19 protein-coding genes and 1 riboswitch are annotated in these 20,654 nt (G+C 53.0%); of the genes, 7 read left to right on the forward strand and 12 right to left on the reverse strand.

What is annotated here, in order from left to right; all coding sequences use genetic code 11:
• Positions 1 to 16: 16 nt before the first annotated feature.
• Positions 17 to 4,240, forward strand: a complete 4,224-nt coding sequence (gene rpoC / locus HV346_RS01030) for a DNA-directed RNA polymerase subunit beta' (protein WP_181621789.1) — start codon at positions 17 to 19, stop codon at positions 4,238 to 4,240.
• A gap of 89 nt (positions 4,241 to 4,329) precedes the next feature.
• Here the strand turns inward: rpoC and HV346_RS01035 are convergent, their stop codons facing one another.
• The 10 genes from HV346_RS01035 to rsd all read right to left on the reverse strand — a co-directional run bounded on the left by HV346_RS01035 (position 4,330) and on the right by rsd (position 13,131).
• Complete coding sequence (locus HV346_RS01035; RefSeq protein ID WP_181621790.1) at positions 4,330 to 4,647, reverse strand: PTS lactose/cellobiose transporter subunit IIA; 318 nt, start codon at positions 4,645 to 4,647, stop codon at positions 4,330 to 4,332.
• The gene (locus tag HV346_RS01040) at positions 4,647 to 4,955 is read right to left on the reverse strand and encodes a PTS sugar transporter subunit IIB (RefSeq protein ID WP_181621791.1); all 309 of its coding nucleotides are present in this window, start codon (positions 4,953 to 4,955) and stop codon (positions 4,647 to 4,649) included. Before HV346_RS01040 ends, HV346_RS01035 begins: the two co-directional genes overlap by 1 nt.
• A gap of 180 nt (positions 4,956 to 5,135) precedes the next feature.
• Positions 5,136 to 6,677, reverse strand: coding sequence for a sensor domain-containing diguanylate cyclase (locus tag HV346_RS01045; RefSeq protein WP_181621792.1), 1,542 nt, complete (start codon positions 6,675 to 6,677; stop codon positions 5,136 to 5,138).
• Between the two features lie 336 nt (positions 6,678 to 7,013).
• Positions 7,014 to 8,147, reverse strand: a complete 1,134-nt coding sequence (thiH, locus tag HV346_RS01050; protein ID WP_181621793.1) for a 2-iminoacetate synthase ThiH — start codon at positions 8,145 to 8,147, stop codon at positions 7,014 to 7,016.
• The gene (thiG, locus tag HV346_RS01055; protein ID WP_181621794.1) at positions 8,144 to 8,914 is read right to left on the reverse strand and encodes a thiazole synthase; all 771 of its coding nucleotides are present in this window, start codon (positions 8,912 to 8,914) and stop codon (positions 8,144 to 8,146) included. The genes thiH and thiG overlap by 4 nt, the downstream gene beginning before the upstream one ends.
• 1 nt (position 8,915) lies before the next feature.
• Complete coding sequence (thiS, locus tag HV346_RS01060; RefSeq protein ID WP_181621795.1) at positions 8,916 to 9,116, reverse strand: sulfur carrier protein ThiS; 201 nt, start codon at positions 9,114 to 9,116, stop codon at positions 8,916 to 8,918.
• A complete protein-coding gene (locus tag HV346_RS01065) occupies positions 9,100 to 9,855 on the reverse strand; it encodes a thiazole biosynthesis adenylyltransferase ThiF (protein ID WP_181621796.1) in 756 nt (251 codons plus the stop codon). The genes thiS and HV346_RS01065 overlap by 17 nt, the downstream gene beginning before the upstream one ends.
• Positions 9,842 to 10,483 (reverse strand): thiamine phosphate synthase, encoded by a 642-nt coding sequence (gene thiE, locus HV346_RS01070; RefSeq protein ID WP_181621797.1) that lies wholly within the window; start codon positions 10,481 to 10,483, stop codon positions 9,842 to 9,844. Before thiE ends, HV346_RS01065 begins: the two co-directional genes overlap by 14 nt.
• Complete coding sequence (gene thiC / locus HV346_RS01075; protein WP_181621798.1) at positions 10,483 to 12,378, reverse strand: phosphomethylpyrimidine synthase ThiC; 1,896 nt, start codon at positions 12,376 to 12,378, stop codon at positions 10,483 to 10,485. Before thiC ends, thiE begins: the two co-directional genes overlap by 1 nt.
• A gap of 80 nt (positions 12,379 to 12,458) precedes the next feature.
• Positions 12,459 to 12,580: riboswitch (TPP riboswitch) on the reverse strand.
• Positions 12,581 to 12,633: 53 nt separating this feature from the next.
• Positions 12,634 to 13,131 carry a sigma D regulator gene (gene rsd / locus HV346_RS01080; protein WP_181621799.1) on the reverse strand — a complete coding sequence of 166 codons (498 nt, stop codon included), beginning with the start codon at positions 13,129 to 13,131 and terminating at the stop codon, positions 12,634 to 12,636.
• 96 nt (positions 13,132 to 13,227) lie between these two features.
• On the opposite strand from rsd, the gene nudC reads away from it, so the two are divergent.
• The 6 genes from nudC to HV346_RS01110 all read left to right on the forward strand — a co-directional run bounded on the left by nudC (position 13,228) and on the right by HV346_RS01110 (position 17,639).
• Positions 13,228 to 14,001, forward strand: coding sequence for an NAD(+) diphosphatase (gene nudC / locus HV346_RS01085; RefSeq protein ID WP_181621800.1), 774 nt, complete (start codon positions 13,228 to 13,230; stop codon positions 13,999 to 14,001).
• Between the two features lie 97 nt (positions 14,002 to 14,098).
• Positions 14,099 to 15,163 carry a uroporphyrinogen decarboxylase gene (gene hemE, locus HV346_RS01090; RefSeq protein ID WP_181621801.1) on the forward strand — a complete coding sequence of 355 codons (1,065 nt, stop codon included), beginning with the start codon at positions 14,099 to 14,101 and terminating at the stop codon, positions 15,161 to 15,163.
• An 8-nt stretch (positions 15,164 to 15,171) separates the two neighbouring features.
• Entirely contained in the window at positions 15,172 to 15,843 is a 672-nt protein-coding gene (nfi, locus tag HV346_RS01095) for a deoxyribonuclease V (RefSeq protein ID WP_181621802.1), read from the forward strand.
• A gap of 42 nt (positions 15,844 to 15,885) precedes the next feature.
• Complete coding sequence (locus HV346_RS01100) at positions 15,886 to 16,476, forward strand: YjaG family protein (RefSeq protein ID WP_181621803.1); 591 nt, start codon at positions 15,886 to 15,888, stop codon at positions 16,474 to 16,476.
• 186 nt (positions 16,477 to 16,662) lie between these two features.
• The gene (hupA, locus tag HV346_RS01105) at positions 16,663 to 16,935 is read left to right on the forward strand and encodes a nucleoid-associated protein HU-alpha (protein ID WP_002445246.1); all 273 of its coding nucleotides are present in this window, start codon (positions 16,663 to 16,665) and stop codon (positions 16,933 to 16,935) included.
• Positions 16,936 to 16,946: 11 nt separating this feature from the next.
• On the forward strand, positions 16,947 to 17,639 hold the full coding sequence (locus tag HV346_RS01110; protein ID WP_181623659.1) for a DUF1481 domain-containing protein: 693 nt from the start codon (positions 16,947 to 16,949) through the stop codon (positions 17,637 to 17,639).
• A 39-nt stretch (positions 17,640 to 17,678) separates the two neighbouring features.
• Here HV346_RS01110 and purD read toward each other — a convergent pair whose 3' ends face one another.
• Entirely contained in the window at positions 17,679 to 18,971 is a 1,293-nt protein-coding gene (gene purD, locus HV346_RS01115) for a phosphoribosylamine--glycine ligase (RefSeq protein WP_181621804.1), read from the reverse strand.
• 15 nt (positions 18,972 to 18,986) lie between these two features.
• Positions 18,987 to 20,576 carry a bifunctional phosphoribosylaminoimidazolecarboxamide formyltransferase/IMP cyclohydrolase gene (gene purH / locus HV346_RS01120; protein ID WP_181621805.1) on the reverse strand — a complete coding sequence of 530 codons (1,590 nt, stop codon included), beginning with the start codon at positions 20,574 to 20,576 and terminating at the stop codon, positions 18,987 to 18,989.
• Between the last annotated feature and the right edge of the window lie 78 nt (positions 20,577 to 20,654).

The following is a 20,654-nucleotide window of genomic DNA, read 5'->3' on the forward strand; positions in this document are numbered from 1 at the left end:
CGACGGGAGCAAATCCGTGAAAGACTTATTAAAGTTTCTGAAAGCGCAAACTAAAACCGAAGAGTTTGATGCGATCAAAATTGCTCTGGCCTCGCCAGACATGATCCGTTCATGGTCTTTCGGTGAAGTTAAGAAGCCGGAAACCATCAACTACCGTACGTTCAAACCTGAGCGTGACGGCCTTTTCTGTGCGCGTATTTTCGGGCCAGTAAAAGACTACGAGTGCCTGTGCGGTAAGTACAAGCGCCTGAAACACCGTGGTGTGATCTGTGAGAAGTGCGGCGTTGAAGTGACCCAGACTAAAGTGCGCCGTGAGCGCATGGGCCACATCGAGCTGGCGTCTCCAACGGCTCACATCTGGTTCCTGAAATCTCTGCCGTCCCGTATCGGCCTGCTGCTGGATATGCCGCTGCGCGATATCGAACGTGTTCTGTACTTCGAATCTTATGTTGTTATCGAAGGCGGTATGACGAACCTGGAACGTAACCAGATTCTGACCGAAGAACAGTATCTGGACGCGCTGGAAGAGTTCGGTGATGAATTCGACGCGAAGATGGGTGCTGAAGCTATCCAGGCCCTGCTGAAGAGCATGGATCTGGAGCAAGAGTGTGAAACTCTGCGCGAAGAGCTGAACGAAACCAACTCCGAAACCAAGCGTAAAAAGCTGACCAAACGCATTAAGCTGCTGGAAGCCTTTGTTCAGTCTGGTAACAAACCTGAGTGGATGATCCTGACCGTTCTGCCGGTACTGCCGCCAGATCTGCGTCCGCTGGTTCCGCTGGATGGTGGCCGTTTCGCAACGTCTGACCTGAACGATCTGTATCGTCGTGTGATCAACCGTAACAACCGTCTGAAACGACTGTTGGATCTGGCTGCGCCTGACATCATCGTACGTAACGAAAAACGTATGCTGCAGGAAGCGGTTGATGCCCTGCTGGATAACGGTCGTCGCGGTCGTGCGATCACCGGTTCTAACAAACGTCCTCTGAAATCTTTGGCCGATATGATCAAAGGTAAACAGGGTCGTTTCCGTCAGAACCTGCTCGGTAAGCGTGTTGACTACTCCGGTCGTTCTGTAATCACCGTAGGTCCATACCTGCGTCTGCATCAGTGCGGTCTGCCGAAGAAAATGGCATTGGAGCTGTTCAAACCGTTCATCTACGGCAAGCTGGAACTGCGTGGTCTCGCCACCACCATCAAAGCCGCTAAGAAAATGGTTGAGCGTGAAGAAGCTGTTGTTTGGGATATCCTGGACGAAGTGATCCGCGAACACCCGGTACTGCTGAACCGTGCACCAACCCTGCACCGTTTGGGTATCCAGGCGTTTGAACCGGTACTGATCGAAGGTAAAGCTATCCAGCTGCACCCGCTGGTTTGTGCGGCATATAACGCCGACTTCGATGGTGACCAGATGGCTGTTCACGTACCGCTGACGCTGGAAGCCCAGCTTGAAGCGCGTGCGCTGATGATGTCTACCAACAACATCCTGTCCCCAGCGAACGGCGAGCCAATCATCGTTCCTTCTCAGGACGTTGTATTGGGTCTGTACTACATGACCCGTGACTGTGTTAACGCCAAAGGCGAAGGCATGGTGCTGACAGGCCCTAAAGAAGCTGAGCGTATTTATCGCGCTGGCCTGGCCTCTCTGCATGCGCGCGTTAAAGTGCGTATCACCGAATATGAAAAAGATGAAAACGGCGAATTCGTTGCGAAAACCAGCCTGAAAGACACGACCGTTGGCCGTGCCATTCTGTGGATGATCGTGCCGAAAGGTCTGCCTTTCACCATCGTCAACCAGGCGCTGGGTAAAAAGGCAATCTCCAAAATGCTGAACACCTGTTACCGCATTCTGGGTCTGAAGCCGACCGTTATCTTCGCTGACCAGACAATGTACACCGGCTTTGCTTATGCAGCGCGTTCAGGTGCATCTGTTGGTATTGATGACATGGTCATCCCAGAGAAGAAACACGAGATCATCTCTGAAGCGGAAGCTGAAGTTGCTGAGATCCAGGAGCAGTTCCAGTCTGGTCTGGTTACCGCAGGCGAACGCTATAACAAAGTTATCGATATCTGGGCTGCGGCGAACGATCGTGTATCCAAAGCGATGATGGACAACCTGCAAACCGAAACCGTGATTAACCGTGACGGTCAGGAAGAGCAGCAGGTTTCCTTCAACAGCATCTACATGATGGCCGACTCTGGTGCGCGTGGTTCTGCGGCACAGATTCGTCAGCTGGCAGGTATGCGTGGTCTGATGGCGAAGCCGGATGGCTCCATCATCGAAACGCCGATCACCGCGAACTTCCGTGAAGGTCTGAACGTACTCCAGTACTTCATCTCCACGCACGGTGCGCGTAAAGGTCTGGCGGATACCGCACTGAAAACGGCAAACTCCGGTTATCTGACGCGTCGTCTGGTTGACGTTGCACAGGATCTGGTGGTTACCGAAGACGACTGTGGCACGCTGGAAGGTATCACCATGACCCCGGTTATCGAGGGTGGTGATGTTAAAGAGCCGCTGCGCGATCGTGTTCTGGGTCGTGTTACTGCTGAAGACGTTCTTAAGCCGGGTACGGCAGACATTCTGGTTCCACGTAACACACTGCTGCATGAGCATTGGTGTGATCTGCTGGAAGAGAACTCTGTTGACTCCGTGAAAGTTCGTTCCGTTGTATCCTGTGACACCGACTTTGGTGTCTGTGCGCACTGCTATGGTCGTGACCTGGCGCGTGGTCACATCATCAATAAAGGTGAAGCAATCGGTGTTATCGCGGCACAGTCCATCGGTGAACCGGGTACACAGCTGACGATGCGTACATTCCACATCGGTGGTGCGGCATCTCGTGCGGCTGCTGAATCCAGTATTCAGGTGAAAAACAAAGGTAGCATCCGTCTGAGCAATGCGAAGTCGGTTGTGAACTCTGCCGGTAAACTGGTAGTGACCTCCCGTAATACTGAGCTGAAACTGATCGACGAATTCGGTCGTACCAAAGAAAGCTATAAAGTGCCTTACGGTTCCGTTATGGCTAAAGGTGATGGCGAGCAGGTTGCTGGCGGCGAAACCGTTGCAAACTGGGATCCGCACACCATGCCAGTCATCACCGAAGTAAGTGGTTTCATCCGCTTCACTGATATGATCGACGGTCAGACCATTACTCGTCAGACCGACGAATTGACCGGTCTGTCTTCTCTGGTGGTTCTGGATTCTGCTGAACGTACTGCGGGTGGTAAAGACCTGCGTCCGGCACTGAAAATTGTTGATGCCAATGGTAACGACGTTCTGATCCCAGGTACTGATATGCCTGCTCAGTACTTCCTGCCGGGTAAAGCGATTGTTCAGCTGGAAGATGGTACTCAGATTCACTCTGGTGACGCCCTGGCGCGTATTCCTCAGGAATCCAGCGGTACTAAGGATATCACCGGTGGTCTGCCACGCGTAGCCGACCTGTTCGAAGCACGTCGTCCGAAAGAGCCTGCAATTCTGGCGGAAATTACCGGTATCATTTCCTTCGGTAAAGAAACCAAGGGCAAACGTCGTCTGGTTATCACGCCGTTAGACGGTAGCGAGCCATACGAAGAGATGATTCCAAAATGGCGTCAGCTCAACGTGTTTGAAGGTGAACGTGTAGAACGTGGTGACGTGGTTTCCGACGGTCCGGAAGCACCGCACGACATCCTGCGTCTTCGTGGCGTACACGCGGTAACGCGTTATATCACCAACGAAGTACAGGACGTTTATCGTCTGCAAGGCGTTAAGATTAACGATAAACACATTGAAGTTATCGTTCGTCAGATGCTGCGTAAAGCAACCATCGAAAGCGCTGGTAGCTCCGACTTCCTGGAAGGCGAGCAGGTGGAATACTCTCGCGTCAAGATCGCCAACCGCGATCTGGAAGCGAACGGCAAAGTGGCGGCAACCTATGCACGCGACCTGCTGGGTATCACCAAAGCGTCTCTGGCAACCGAGTCCTTCATCTCCGCAGCATCGTTCCAGGAGACCACGCGTGTCCTGACTGAAGCAGCTGTTGCGGGTAAACGTGATGAACTGCGCGGTCTGAAAGAGAACGTAATCGTGGGTCGTCTGATTCCGGCTGGTACGGGTTATGCGTACCATCAGGATCGTATGCGTCGTCGTGCAGCGGGTGAAACTCCGGTTGCACCGCAGGTAACTGCTGAAGATGCAACGGCGAGCCTGGCAGAACTGCTGAACGCAGGTCTGGGCGGTTCCGACAACGATTAATCGTTGATGCAGCTAATAAAAAAACCCGCTTCGGCGGGTTTTTTTATGGGAGTTATAGGTCCGGTAAGCGTCGTCCCACCGGTTTTTTTTCAATTAATCAGTGGCAGTCGGCGGTAAAGTTCAATCATATCGCCCGCCAGGTCCTGAATGACCATCGCATTCATCAGATGATCCTGTGAGTGTACAGTGATCAGATTGACCGGCAGTTTCCCTGTACCTTCATCAAGACCAATAAGTTGCGTCTGGATAGTGTGCGCATGTTTCACGTATTCACGTGACTCTTCCATCGCTTTTTCGGCTTCGTCAAAGTCGCCTTTGCGCGCCAGCTGCAATGCCGTAAGAGCAGCGCTGCGTGCTGCACCTGCGTTGACCAGCAGTTCCATGATGGTAGTTTCTAAATCTTCCATTATGACTCCAGAATTTTGAGCGCTTTTTCCAGTACGGCATCACCTTTCATCATGCCGTAATCCATCATGTCGATCACCGCGACAGGTTTGCCAAGCGGTTCAGCCTGAGCCTGAAGTTTTGCCAGTTCGTATTTTACCTGTGGCCCCAGTAACACGATGTCGGCAGCGGCAATATTGTCTTTAAACTCCGCGACGGGCACGGCTTTGATGTTTACTTCGATTCCTTTTTTCTGCGCAGCGTCTTTCATGCGCTGAACCAGCATGCTGGTCGACATGCCCGCTGCACAGCATAAAACGATGTTTTTCATAGTCAGCCTCGATGTACATGTGTTTATTGATAATTATCGCGAGCAGATAGCTTCAACAACCGCTTTACCGTGATTGTGTGTCAGGCATCACAAAGAAATCTGGTTTTTTCTGAAACCGGTTACAATTTTAACGCAGAAAGAAATGTGCCCGCAGAAACGGGCACAGAAAAGGGGGAGTTATTAGCTGTCTGATGTGTTTAAAATCTGATTTTTGCCCTGTTGTTTGGCGCGGTAGAGCGCGCTATCGACGCTGCCAACAAACTGCTCCAGCGGCTCGAATTGCCACTCACCGAGCCCGGCACTAAAGGTCACATGAAGATTTTCTTCCCGCCAGATGCGTTTTTCAACCGCAATGCGCCATCCTTCCAGAATCGCGGAAGCTGAATTGAGTAACTCTGCCGGGAAGATAACGGCAAATTCCTCACCACCATAGCGATACACGGAAATATTATGCGGCTGCATGACTTGCAGCCCTTCACGTGCCACGTTACGCAGGACGATATCGCCGCTCAGATGGCCCAGGGTATCGTTGATGGATTTAAAGTTATCGATATCAACCAATGCCAGCGCGAAGGGTTGATGGTTATTCATCAGTTCAGCGATATCACTGTCGAATGCCCGACGATTCTTACAGCCCGTCAGCGCATCGTGGGTGGCCTGGCGAACATAAGCCATTTCGCGCTCTTTATTTGACTGAATCGTATGACTGAGCATTGCCTCAAGACGAGGGGTTCGACTGACATCCCCAGTCTTTATCGCATTAATGATGTTCATCAGGATGGTGCTTGAGGCATGACGTAAGTACAGCCCAAACAGGATGATAATTATCGCAGCCAGTGAAAATCCCCATCCTATGATGGTCGTTTCATGGCGAGTCAGCTCGTTAAGGGTGGCCCCGGAGACCTGGTAGATCACGAACCAGTCCGGGTTGGTAAAGGAATAGTAGTAATACCAGGTTCGGGTTTTCTTGTCATAGATATGCCCTTCGCCGCTGGTCATTTGCTCCATCAGCTTTTCACTGACATGTCTCTTAAAGAGCATGCCAGAGTCAGGGTGCAGAACGACTTTTCCATCGCGCTCTACAATGTAAAATTCACCCTGTACCGGGGCAACCATCTGACGCAAGGTATAGCTCATTGACGTTAAATCGAGATGAAATGCCAGCGTGCCTTTTAGTCTTCCCCCTGGAGATATCACAGGCTTATAGATTGTGATCGTGGGGTGCTTGAGAAAATAATCAATATAGGGGCTGGTATATCGACTGAACGAGCTTGTTTCTGCCTGGGCAATAAACCAGGGGCGGGTGCGTGCATCAAAGGTTGCACTTTTATTGGTAGACAGCACTTCGGGTGCGCGAAGATAGTGTCCTGCAGTGTCTGCCAGTGAGATCGACGAAACCATTGGCATCAGGTTTTGCAGTTGCATCAGGAGCTGCAGCCCTTTCTCAGGATCACCATTGATGGTGTTGTCGAGTTGGTTATTTCGGGAAAAGAAGGTCACTGCATGAGCAAGGATATAGTCATTCTCGCGTAAAATTGACTCCGTATAATTCACCGCCAGATTATGGGTGAAGTTGCGATTGATCTTATGATAATCCTCAAGAAAATCACTTCGCTGGGTGAAAGTAATAAACACAGCAATCAACACGAAGCTGAGCAGGATACCTGAGAAACTCACCATAATCGGTGTAGTAAAAGAAAGTTTTCTGCTTTTAAGTGCCATGAGTTGTAAGTCGTTCCAGAAATGTTAAGCGTTAAAACGAACACTCCTTGCTAGCCGTGCTAATTCAAGGATATTGCTCGTTAATTATACTGCCACCTCCTGAAGGTAGGATGATTTATCTTAAGAATAGATAAGAAAGTGATTATTTTTTTGGTCTATTCAACTTTAGTTTATGTCCTTCTGATGAAGGCAGGGCGAAACGAGGAAGAAGCTTTTCGCCCTGGTCAGCGTCCGTTGCTAACGACGTAAGAGTAAAAAAAAGGGGGAAACCTGACAATTGTGCAATCGTGATTCCCCGAGCGGCCACGTAATCTTTTGATGCAGTTACATGCCGTTTCAGCGTACGTGCGAGGTACGCCCCAGCCAGCTGTCCCAGTCTTTCCATACCGGTTGTAGACCTTGCGCAGTCAGCGCATCAGCCACGTCCTCAGGGCGACGACCATCATGAGGGGCAAACTGCTCCAGCTCGGGATGATCGTCAGCATAGCCACCCGGCTGCGTTTTGGAAAAGGCACTGACGTTGTTAATTGCAAGGGGGATCACCTGGTCACGAAATGCCGGAGATTCCCGTGTTGAGAGAGATAATTCGACTTCCGGCGCTAACAGACGAAATGCGCAGATAGTTTGCACCAGCTGGCGTTCATCCATCAGCGAGGCAGGTTCGACTCCACCTGCGCAGGGACGCAACCGCGGGAAGGAGATGGAGTAGCGACTCTGCCAGTAGTACTGTTGAAGCCACAGTAAATGTTCAGCAACCATATAGCAGTCCACTCGCCAGCTATCAGACAGGCCAATGAGTGCACCCAGGCCGATTTTATCGATTCCGGCGCGTCCCAACCGGTCCGGCGTCTCAAGACGGAAAAAGAAATCCTGCTTTTTCCCCTTCAGATGATGCTGCGCGTACATCGCTTCATGGTACGTTTCCTGGTATACCATTACGCCATCCAGTCCGAGGGTTTTCAGCTCTGTATAGTCTTCCTGTGACAGAGGCTGGACTTCCATCTGTAGCGACGCAAATTCGCGGCGAATGGCAGGCAGGTGCTGGCGGAAATAATCCATCCCGACCTTCCCCTGGTGTTCTCCGGTGACCAGCAGTAGATGCTCGAAACCCATCTCCCGAATAGCCGCACACTCGCGCGCGATTTCGCCTTCATCAAGCGTTTTACGCTTAATACGGTTGCTCATGGAAAAGCCGCAGTAGGTACAGTCGTTGGCGCACAGGTTGGAAAGATAAAGCGGAACGTAAAAACTGACCGTATTGCCAAACCGTTGTCGGGTAAGCCGCTGCGCGCGCTGTGCCATTGGCTCCAGATATGCGCTGGCCGCAGGCGAAAGCAGGGCCATCATATCTTCACGGGTGACATGACGTGTGGTTAACGCGCGCTCAACATCGGCTGGCGTTTTACTGTTGATTCGCAGGCGAATATCGTCCCAGTTGAGTTGTCGCCAGCGGTCGGTAAACGTACTCATGATAATGCCCCCAGAAATCCGGTCAGGGGGCTGGTGGCTTGTGCCTGAAAACTGCGTGAACCAGGACCAGACTGGCGTGCCAACATACCGGCTTCCACTGCCAGACGGAAAGCGCGGGCCATCATCACTGGATCGTCAGCCACTGCAATCGCCGTGTTGACCAGAACGGCATCCGCACCCATTTCCAGAGCCTGGGTTGCATGGCTCGGGACACCAATACCGGCATCCACAACAACAGGTACGGTTGCCTGCTCGATAATGATTTCCAGCATTGCGCGTGTTTCCAGCCCCTGGTTGGAGCCAATAGGCGCGCCTAATGGCATCACTGCCGCACAACCCACTTCTTCCAGCCGTTTGCATAACACAGGGTCCGCGCCGCAATAAGGCAGGACGATAAACCCTTGCTTCACCAGCTTTTCTGCCGCTTTCAGCGTTTCGATTGGGTCGGGAAGAAGCCAGCGAACGTCAGGATGGATTTCCAGCTTTAGCCAGTGGGTTCCGAGCGCTTCCCGTGCTAACTGGGCGGCAAAGATAGCCTCTTCGGCGGTTTTTGCTCCTGAGGTGTTTGGCAGCAGCGTGACGCCAGCTGCCAGCAGTGGGGCAAGGATAGCGTCGTTGTGATTACGCAGGTCTACCCGTTTCATCGCCAGAGTGACAAGCTGGCTGCCGCTTTCGCGGATGGCATCGACCATCAACTGTGGAGAGGCAAATTTTCCGGTTCCGGTAAACAGATGTGAATCAAATATTTTGTCGGCAATGCGTAACATCTCAACCCCCTGCGATAACCTGAAACAGCAGGATATGGTCGCCTTCGCGCACCTGCTGATGCTCCCACTGCTCACGCGGCAGGATCTGTTGATTAAGCGCCAGGGCAGCACCTGGCTTTAGCTGACGTAACGTGTCGAGTAACGCGGCAATAGTCAGCCCCTCATCACACTGCATCGGCTCATCGTTAAACAGAATGCGCATGGTGGCCTCCGCAGACCGGGCAATGGTGGGCCCGCTGTAAGGCCAGATGCCGCCAGCCGCTGGATCGGGCATCAAACAGTCGCAGAGTATTGCGTTCCGTCTCCATGCCGCTGAGCAGCTTGAGTGCCTCCAGCGCCTGCAGTGTTCCCATGACACCCACGACCGGGCCAAGGATGCCAGCCGTGCGGCAGTTGCGCTCAGGCTCGATGTCATCTGGCCATAAGCAGCGGTAACATCCCTGTGCCCACGGTGGTGTCAGAACCATCATTTGCCCGCCAAAACCGACCGCACTGGCGGTGATCAGTGGCGTATTGTTCTCTACACAGGCGGCGTTAATGGCCTGGCGCGTTGCCATGTTGTCGGTGCAGTCCAGCACCACACTGGCAAGCGCGACTTCGTGCTGCAGTTTTTCCCCACTTAGCCGCTCCTGAATTGCGATCAGGTCAATATCAGGATTCAACTGATTCAACCTTTGTCGGGTGATATGCGCTTTAGGCTGGTCGATATCCTCCGTCGTAAAGAGAATTTGGCGCTGGAGATTGCTCAGATGTACGTCATCGTCATCGGCGAGCACCAGCGTACCGACTCCAGCGCCTGCCAGGTACAGGGCCGCCGGTGCGCCTAATCCGCCAAGACCAACAACCAGCACCCGGCTGGCGAGCAGTTTTTGCTGGCCGTCGATAGCGATGTCATCCAGCAGGATCTGACGGCTGTAACGCATAAAATCATGGTCGTTCATCGCCTTCTCCTGCCAGTTCTAAGAGCTGTGCTGTCGCGGCTTGCCAGTCGGTAGCCTGGGTTATGGCACTGACAACGGCGATACTGCCGACGCCGGTCGCCAGAACAGCAGAAGCGCGTTCAAGGCTGATCCCGCCGATGGCGACAGTAGGGTAATCCGCCAGACGCTGGATATGGCCAGCCAGTTGCACCAGCCCCTGAGGGGCTGACGGCATCTGTTTGGTTTGTGTCGGAAAGACGTGACCGAGTGCGATATAGGATGGGCGGGCGTCCAGTGCGATATCAATTTCCATATCGTCGTGCGTCGAGACGCCAAGGCGCAAATCCGCCTGGCGAATGGCGCGGAGATCAGTTGTCTCCAGATCTTCCTGACCGAGATGCACGCCATAGGCCTTGTGCTTGATCGCCAGTTGCCAGTAATCGTTGATAAAGAGGCGGGCATCATAACGATGTCCGAGTTCAATGGCTGCGACCACGTCGGCCTCCACCTCTTCATCCCGTTTGTCTTTGATGCGAAGCTGGATCGTACGTACGCCTGCTTCCAGCAGACGCTTAATCCACTCCACACTATCCACCACCGGATAAAGCCCTAAACGGAAAGGCACGGGGGGAAAATCGGGCTGATACATTACGCCTCCTCTTTTTTGAGGTAGATTTCGCCGCCTTTGGCGCGGAAGTTTTCTGACATATCTGCCATACCCACTTCGATGGTTTGGGCTGCCGCGTAATCGCGTACTTCCTGGCTGATTTTCATCGAACAGAATTTTGGCCCGCACATGGAGCAGAAGTGTGCCACTTTGCCTGATTCCTGCGGCAGCGTTTCATCGTGGTAGGCGCGGGCGGTGAACGGATCTAGCGCCAGGTTAAACTGGTCTTCCCAGCGGAATTCAAAGCGCGCTTTCGACATGGCGTTATCGCGGATCTGGGCCCCCGGATGGCCTTTGGCCAGATCCGCTGCGTGAGCGGCGATTTTGTAGGTAATTAGCCCTTGCTTCACGTCCTCTTTGTTTGGCAAACCGAGATGCTCTTTCGGCGTCACGTAGCAGAGCATGGCACAGCCGAACCAGCCGATCATCGCTGCACCAATCCCGGAGGTGAAATGGTCGTAACCTGGAGCGATATCGGTCGTAAGTGGCCCCAGAGTGTAGAACGGCGCTTCATGGCAGTGTTCCAGCTCTTCGGTCATATTGCGGCGGATCATCTGCATCGGCACGTGGCCCGGGCCTTCAATCATCACCTGGACGTCATACTCCCAGGCGATTTTGGTCAGCTCTCCCAGAGTGTGCAGCTCGGCAAATTGTGCCTCATCGTTAGCATCACGAATGGAGCCAGGACGCAGGCCGTCACCCAGCGACAGTGAAACATCGTATGCGGCGCAGATTTCGCAAATTTCGCGGAAGTGTTCGTAGAGGAAGTTTTCCTGGTGATGCGACAGACACCACTTTGCCATGATAGATCCACCGCGAGAGACAATTCCGGTCAAGCGTTTGGCGGTCATCGGCACGTAACGTAACAGGACACCCGCGTGAATCGTGAAGTAGTCAACGCCTTGCTCGGCCTGCTCCAGTAAGGTATCGCGGAAAGCTTCCCAGGTGAGATCTTCAGCGATCCCGTTCACCTTCTCCAGCGCCTGGTAGATCGGAACCGTACCTATTGGCACAGGGCTGTTACGCAGGATCCATTCGCGGGTCTCGTGAATATAACGGCCCGTGGACAGGTCCATCACGGTATCGGCTCCCCAGCGTGTCGACCAGACCAGTTTTTCCACCTCCTCTTCGATGGAGGAGGTCACTGCTGAGTTGCCAATGTTGGCATTGACCTTGACCAGGAAGTTACGGCCAATGATCATTGGCTCTGATTCCGGGTGGTTGATATTGGCAGGAATAATGGCGCGGCCAGCGGCGACTTCATTGCGCACAAATTCCGGTGTAATGTTCTCAGGCAGGCGTGCGCCAAAACCTTCGCCTGGGTGCTGGTGGCGCAACACTTCACTGCGGATACGCTCACGCCCCATGTTTTCGCGAATAGCGATAAATTCCATCTCAGGCGTCACGATGCCCTGGCGTGCGTAGTGCAGCTGCGTCACGCATTTACCTGCTTTCGCGCGTTTTGGCGTCAGCAGGCCTGTAAAGCGCAGTTCATCCAGGCCATCATCAGCCAGACGCTCTTTTGTGTAAGCAGAACTGCGATCGGAGAGTGATTCACTGTCGTTACGGGCATCTATCCACGGTTGGCGCATCTTTGCCAGACCGCGCTGAACGTTAATTGCGATCTCCGTATCGCCGTAGGGACCCGACGGATCGTATACCGGGATGGCTTCATTCTCTTCAAACTGCGGATTATCTTTGGTCCCGCCAATGAGCGTTGGGCTCAGTTGGATTTCGCGCATGGGTACGCGGATATCGGGTTGGGAGCCTGTGATATAGATACGTTTTGAGTTCGGGAACGCTGTGCCTTCCAGCGTATCGATGAAGTGTTGTGCTTGCGCGCGTTGTTCGCGGCGGGTCAGTTTAGGTGCAGACATAGCTCATTCCAAAAGTGAAGGACATGGCTTGTCAGACGACGGATGAAGCAAGAGGAAGGATCGCCCAAAGGCGATACAACAGCAGATTGACTCTTGTTCCCTTCGCAGGTATTAGCCTGATCAGGTTCCGCGGATCCCGAATTAACGGTCTCAGCCCGTACATCTGTATACACATCAGTACTGGGCACTCCGACAAGAAAACACTCCTGCAGTGCAGGAGCGGTGTTTGTAAACTACTCGTTAACGACTAAGAACTCAAGCAGGCCGCGCGATGTTATCTTCGTTGCTGGCTTTCAAATTGTTATCCAGTACGAGGGCGATCAGCTTGTCTTCCAGCGTAAATCGCGCTTCCATGGCTTCGCCGAGATCGGATAACGCCTGCTGAAATTCCAGGTAGTTATCATGGTCAATCGCGTTTTCGAGTGTGGAATCGTAATAATCCATGATTTTCTGGGTATTGGCTTCCAGCAACGGATAAAGCTTGGTTGCTGTTAAATACGGGCTGCTACCTTCCATTTCGCGGATAATGCGTTCATAAATGTTGAAATGGCCGTCGGACAGGTAGTCGACCAGGCTCTGACAAAAATCATCCAGTGCTTTTTCGTTCAGCCGCATATAGGATTCTTTGCCAGGCTTAATACCGACCAGATTGTAATAAGCTACGAGCAGATGCTTGCGCACATGTAGCCAGCGATCCACCAGTTTATTACTTCCTCCAACGCGCTCTGTCAGGCTTTCTAGCTGGTTTAACATGTTCGACTCCGCAAGGTTTAGAATTAAAGCTGCTCACCCAAAAATGTCATCACAATGCTAACAACATGTCAGTGAAGCGAAGGTAGTGCAATAGATATGGATCGTATTATTGAAAAATCGGATCGCGGCTGGTGGTTCATCAGCCACGAACAAAAATTATGGTTGCCTGCCGGAGAAATACCATATGGCGCGGCAGGAAATTTCGATCTTGTGGGGCAAAGCGCACTCAGGATCGGCGAATGGCAGGGCGATCCCGCGTGGTTGATCCAACAGCCACGACGTCAGGAGATGGGATCGGTTCGCCAGGTACTTGATCTTGATGTCGGCCTGTTCCAGTTAGCGGGCCGGGCTGTGCAACTGGCTGAATTTTATCGTTCGCATAAATATTGTGGCTACTGCGGTCACACCATGCACTCAAGCAAAACCGAATGGGCGATGCTGTGCAGCCACTGTCGCGAGCGCTATTACCCACAAATTGCGCCGTGCATTATCGTTGCCATCCGGCGTGACGACTCCATTTTGCTGGCCCAACATACCCGTCATCGCAACGGTGTGCATACCGTGTTAGCGGGGTTTGTCGAAGTGGGCGAGACGCTGGAACAAGCAGTTGCGCGTGAGGTGATGGAAGAGAGCAGTATCAAAGTCAAAAACCTGCGCTACGTGACCTCGCAACCCTGGCCATTCCCCCAATCGCTGATGACGGCATTTATGGCTGACTACGCTAGCGGCGAGATTGTTATCGACCAAAAAGAGCTGCTGGAAGCGAACTGGTATCGTTATGACGATTTACCGCTATTACCTCCGCCAGGTACGGTGGCGCGTCGCCTGATAGAAGATACCGTCGCAATGTGCCGGGCCGAGTATGAATGATGTGATGCAACGGCTTTATCGTTCAAATGGCCTGCTTGATCCACTTTGAATGATTTTGTGTATACACTGGCGGCATAACGCTTAAGGAACTGCAAAAATGACCGAACTGAAGAACGATCGTTATCTGCGTGCGCTACTGCGCCAGCCCGTTGATGTCACCCCTGTGTGGATGATGCGTCAGGCAGGGCGCTATCTGCCGGAGTACAAAGCCACGCGCGCGCAAGCGGGCGATTTTATGTCACTGTGCAAAAACGCAGAGCTGGCCTGTGAAGTGACACTCCAGCCGTTGCGTCGTTATCCGCTGGATGCAGCGATTCTTTTTTCGGACATTCTGACCATTCCGGATGCAATGGGTCTTGGGCTGTATTTTGAAACCGGCGAAGGCCCACGTTTTAGTTCACCGATAAAAAGCAAAGCCGATGTGGATAAGCTGTCAATCCCGGACCCGGAGCAAGAGCTGGGTTACGTGATGAACGCTGTTCGTACAATTCGACGTGAGCTAAAAGGCGAAGTCCCGCTGATTGGTTTCTCCGGCAGCCCATGGACGCTGGCAACCTATATGGTTGAAGGTGGTAGCAGTAAAGCTTTTACCATGATTAAAAAGATGATGTATGCCGAACCCCTGGTTCTGCATGCGTTGCTCGATAAGCTGGCGAAGAGCGTCACGCTGTACCTCAATGCACAGATTAAAGCAGGTGCGCAGTCGGTGATGATTTTCGATACCTGGGGAGGTGTGCTGACCGGGCGTGATTATCAGCAGTTCTCGCTGCACTACATGCACAAAATTGTGGATGGGCTGTTGCGCGAAAACGATGGCCGCCGTGTACCGGTTACGCTGTTCACCAAAGGTGGCGGCCAATGGCTGGAAGCGATGGCTGCGACCGGGTGTGATGCTCTTGGGCTGGACTGGACGACCGATATCGCCGATGCCCGCCGTCGGGTTGGCGATAAGGTCGCGCTGCAAGGCAATATGGACCCTTCCATGTTGTATGCTCAGCCTGCGCGGATCGAGGAAGAAGTAGCGACCATTCTGGCTGGATTTGGCCAGGGTGAAGGCCATGTCTTCAATCTGGGCCACGGTATTCATCAGGACGTACCACCAGAACATGCGGGCGTGTTTGTAGAGTCGGTACACCGACTTTCCGCCCAGTATCACCAGTAGGACGTAGTATGGATCTTGCGTCGCTTCGCGCAGAGCAAATCGAACTCGCGTCATCCGTGATCAGACATGATTGTCTGGAGAGAGACCCTCCGCAATTGATCGCGGGGGCTGATGTCGGTTTTGAACAGGGGGGCGAAGTGACGCGGGCGGCGATCGTGCTGTTACGCTATCCCTCACTTGAGCTGGTGGAGTACAAAGTGGCACGCATTGCCACCATGCTGCCTTACATTCCTGGTTTCCTCTCTTTTCGTGAATACCCCGCGTTGCTTGCTGCGTGGGAGAAACTTTCACAAAAACCCGATCTGGTCTTTGTTGATGGTCACGGTATTTCCCACCCGCGCCGGCTAGGTGTCGCCAGCCACTTTGGCCTGCTGGTGGATGTCCCCACTATTGGGGTCGCGAAAAAACGCCTCTGTGGTGCAGTTGAACCACTTCCGACCGAACAAGGAGCACTGGCCCCGCTTATCGATAAAGGTGAACAACTGGCGTGGGTATGGCGGAGCAAAGCACGCTGTAATCCGCTTTTTGTCTCCATCGGTCACCGTGTTGGTATGGATAGCGCTCTGGCATGGGTACAGCGTTGTACCCGAAACTATCGTTTACCGGAGCCGACGCGCTGGGCTGATGCGGTTGCATCAGAGCGTCCGACATTTATTCGTTGGCAGGAAATTCAGCGGTGATTCAGGTAAACTGCCGCTAATTTCCGATTCTGAGACATCATCATGTTACAAAACCCGATTCATCTGCGCCTTGAGAAGCTGGAAAGCTGGCAGCACGTCACGTTTATGGCCTGCCTGTGTGAGCGCATGTACCCGAACTATGCGATGTTCTGCAAGCAGACTGAGTTTGGTGAAGGTCAGATTTATCGCCGTATTCTCGATCTAATTTGGGAAACGCTGACGGTCAAAGATGCAAAAGTGAACTTTGATTCCCAACTGGAAAAGCTGGAAGAGGCGATCCCGGCAGCGGATGACTATGATGTGTATGGTGTCTATCCGGCTATCGATGCGTGCGTAGCACTCAGCGAGCTGATTCATTCGCGTCTGAGCGGCGAAACACTGGAACATGCAATCGAAGTGAGTAAGGCATCAATTACCAGCGTTGCAATGCTGGAAATGACGCAAGAAGGTCGCGAAATGACCGACGAAGAGCTCCGGGCAAACCCGGCAGTAGAGCAAGAATGGGATATTCAGTGGGAAATATTCCGACTTCTTGCAGACTGCGAAGAACGCGATATTGAACTGATTAAAGGCCTGCGTGCGGACTTACGTGAGGCCGGCGAGAGCAATATTGGTATAATTTTTAACCAATGAGACAACAAAACGTGATTTAACGCCTGTTTTGTCGCACCTCGACTCTTCCCTTCTGCCCCCCGTCTGGTCTACATTTGGGGGGCGAAAAAAAGTGGCTATCGGTGCGTGTATGCAGGAGAGTGCTTTTTTGGCATTTTCGTCGCACTCGATGCTTAGCAAGCGATAAACACATTGAAAGGATAACTTATGAACAAGACTCAACTGATTGATGTAATTGCGGACAAGGCTGATCTGTCTAAAGTGCAGGCTAAAGCTGCTCTGGAATCTACCCTGGCTGCTATTACTGAGTCTCTGAAAGAAGGCGATGCTGTACAACTGGTTGGTTTCGGTACCTTCAAAGTGAACCACCGCGCTGAGCGTACTGGCCGCAACCCGCAGACCGGTAAAGAAATCAAAATCGCCGCAGCTAACGTGCCGGCATTTGTTTCTGGTAAAGCACTGAAAGACGCTGTTAAGTAAGACGCGTGGCAGTGAACAGTTTTAACGAAGGGGCGGCAACGCCCCTTTTGTCTGTCTGGCGCGGTGTTCGCGTGCTGGTGGGCGTACTGTTGCTGTCAGCCTGTAGCCATGATTCTTCTCTGCCACCGTTTACCGCCAGCGGATACGCTGATAATCAGGGGGCAGTGCGGATTTGGCGTAAAGACTCAGGCGGTGAAGTCCACCTTCTCTCAGTATTCAGTCCGTGGCATACCGGTAATACGTCCACCTCAGAATACCGCTGGCAGGGCGATACCCTTTCGCTGATTGAACTGAATATCTACAGCAAGACCCCAGAACATGTCCGCGTGCGTTTTGATGATCACGGTGAACTGAGCTTCATGCAGCGTGAAACCCATGGTCAAAAGCAGCAACTCTCCAGCGATCAAATTGCGTTATACCGATACCGGGCAGAGCAAATTCGCCAGACCAGTGATGCCCTGCGTCAGGGACGAGTCATGTTGCGTCAGGGGCGCTGGCATGCAAATGGCATAGTGACCACGTGTGAAGGACAAACAGTGAAGCCAGATCTTGAGTCCTGGGCGATGGAGCATATTGTCCGACGGCAACGTCATTCGTCGGTTGAGGTGAGTGTGGCGTGGCTTGAAGCGCCGGAAGGTTCTCAACTGCTGCTGGTGGCGAACGAAGATTTCTGTACCTGGCAACCAACAGAGAAAAGTTTTTGAGGTAAATCCCCCCTCCCTTGAGGGAGAGGGTTAGGGGTATTACTCGCCTTGCTCACGCGCAATGGCACGATAGCCAATGTCATGTCGGCTAAAACTGCCGTCCCAGCGAATATCCGCCATTAAGGCATACGCACGTTTCTGTGCTTCCGCGACGGTATTCCCGAGCGCCGTAGAGCAAAGCACGCGCCCACCGTTGGTCAGAACACGATCGTCGTCAGAGAGCTTCGTTCCTGCATGGAACACCTTGCCACCTTCAACGTCCTCCAGCGGCAAACCGTGGATCTCATTGCCCGTGTTGTAGTCGCCAGGATAACCGCCAGCAGCAATCACCACACCCAGTGATGCGCGTTCGTCCCATTCTGACGTTTTCTCGTCCAGCTTGCCGTCGCAGGCAGCCAGGCAGAGATCCACCAGGTCGGACTTCATGCGCAGCATAATCGGTTGAGTTTCTGGATCTCCAAAGCGGCAGTTGAACTCGATAACCTTAGGATTACCCTGCTTATCGATCATCAGCCCGGCGTAGAGGAAACCGGTGTAGGTGTTGCCTTCTGCCGCCATACCTTTGACGGTTGGCCAAATGATACGTTCCATGGTGCGCTGGTGGACTTCATCCGTGACGACCGGAGCAGGAGAATATGCGCCCATGCCACCCGTGTTCGGGCCGGTATCGGCATCGCCAACGCGCTTATGATCCTGACTGGTGGCCATCGGCAGGACATGTTCACCGTCGACCATCACGATAAAGCTGGCTTCTTCACCGTCCAGGAACTCTTCGATCACGATACGATGGCCTGCATCGCCAAAGGCGTTACCGGCCAGCATATCCTGAACAGCGTCTTCGGCTTCCTGGAGCGTCATTGCCACGATCACGCCTTTACCTGCGGCCAGACCGTCTGCTTTGATCACAATCGGCGCGCCTTTTTCACGCAGATAGGCAAGTGCCGGTTCAACCTCAGTGAAGTTCTGGTATTCACCCGTTGGGATTTTATGGCGTGCAAGGAAGTCTTTGGTAAAAGCTTTAGAGCCTTCCAGCTGTGCAGCACCTTCTGTTGGGCCGAAGATTTTCAGGCCCGCAGCACGGAATGCATCAACCACCCCAATCACCAACGGCGCTTCCGGGCCAACGATGGTCAGATCGATTTTCTCGTTTTGGGCAAAGCTCAGCAGTGCCGGAATATCGGTTACGCCAATAGCGACGTTCTGCAAAGCAGGTTCCAGCGCTGTACCCGCATTACCCGGTGCAACAAAAACCGTTTTTACTCGCGGAGACTGCGCAGCTTTCCAGGCCAGGGCATGTTCACGCCCGCCGTTACCAATTACTAATACTTTCATTGTCTGCTCCGTGGATTAATGGCGGAAGTGACGCATATCGGTGAAGATCATTGCGATGCCGTGTTCGTCGGCTGCAGCAATGACTTCATCATCACGAATAGAACCACCCGGCTGGATCACGCAGGTGATGCCGACAGCTGCAGCAGCATCAATACCATCACGGAACGGGAAGAACGCATCAGACGCCATGGCGGAGCCTTTCACCTCCAGACCTTCATCACCTGCTTTAATGCCGGCAATTTTCGCGGAGTAGACGCGGCTCATCTGGCCTGCACCTATCCCGATGGTCATGTTTTCTTTTGCATAAACAATGGCGTTGGATTTCACGAACTTCGCCACTTTCCAGCAGAACAGCGCATCACGCAGTTCCTGCTCGGTTGGCTGGCGCTTGGTAACAACGCGCAGATCACCCGCAGTGACCATACCCAGATCGCGGTCCTGAACCAGCAGGCCGCCGTTGACGCGTTTGAAGTCCAGGCCTGGAGCACGTTCAGCCCATTGGCCACAAATCAGAACACGCACGTTCTGTTTAGCGGAGGTGATGTTCAGCGCATCTTCAGTTGCGGATGGGGCGATGATCACTTCTACAAACTGTCGGGAGATAATGGCCTGGGCTGTTTCCGCATCCAGTTCACGGTTGAACGCAATAATGCCGCCGAAGGCTGAGGTTGGGTCGGTTTTGTAGGCGCGATCGTAAGCGTCCAGAATGGAGGTGCTTACCGCGACGCCACATGGGTTTGCGTGTTTCACGATAACACATGCGGGTTCGCTGAACTCTTTCACGCATTCCAGTGCCGCGTCGGTGTCAGCAATGTTGTTATAAGAGAGGGCTTTGCCCTGTACTTGCTGTGCTGTCGCAACAGAGGCTTCTTTTACCTCTTCTTCTATATAGAAGGCTGCCTGCTGGTGGCTGTTCTCACCGTAACGCATATCCTGCTTCTTAATGAAGTTCAGGTTCAGCGTGCGTGGGAAGCGACCAGAAGGCTCGTTGCTGTCGCCGTGGTAAGCAGGAACCAGGCTACCGAAGTAGTTGGCAATCATGCTGTCATAAGCCGCGGTGTGTTCGAACGCTTTAATGGCGAGATCGAAACGGGTGTCGAGGGTCAGAGAACCTTCATTGGCATCCATCTCTTTAATAATGGTTTCGTAATCGCTGCTCTTTACTACAATCGCGACATCTTTATGGTTCTTGGCAGCGGAGCGAACCATGGTTGGGCCGCCGATATCAATATTCTCTACGGCATCTTCCAGCGAGCACCCTTCACGGGCAACCGTCTGGGCGAACGGGTAAAGGTTAACAACAACCATATCGATTGGTGCGATCCCGTGCTGGTTCATGATCCCATCATCCTGGCCGCGACGACCCAGAATACCGCCGTGAACTTTCGGGTGCAGAGTCTTGACGCGTCCATCCATCATTTCCGGGAAACCGGTGTAATCGGACACTTCGGTTACCGGCAGGCCTTTATCTGCTAACAGGCGCGCTGTACCGCCAGTGGAAAGCAGCTCTACACCACGTGCAGAAAGTGCCTGTGCGAATTCAATGATGCCAGCTTTATCAGAAACACTGAGCAAAGCGCGGCGGACTGGACGACGTTGTTGCATGGTAAATCCCCTGGATTTCACGATTACAGAGAGCGTTAGATGAGTTTTCCGCGAAAAACTCATCTAACACCCCTAACG

Source organism: Enterobacter sp. RHBSTW-00994, assembly GCF_013782625.1.
In the GTDB taxonomy this organism is placed as follows: domain Bacteria; phylum Pseudomonadota; class Gammaproteobacteria; order Enterobacterales; family Enterobacteriaceae; genus Enterobacter.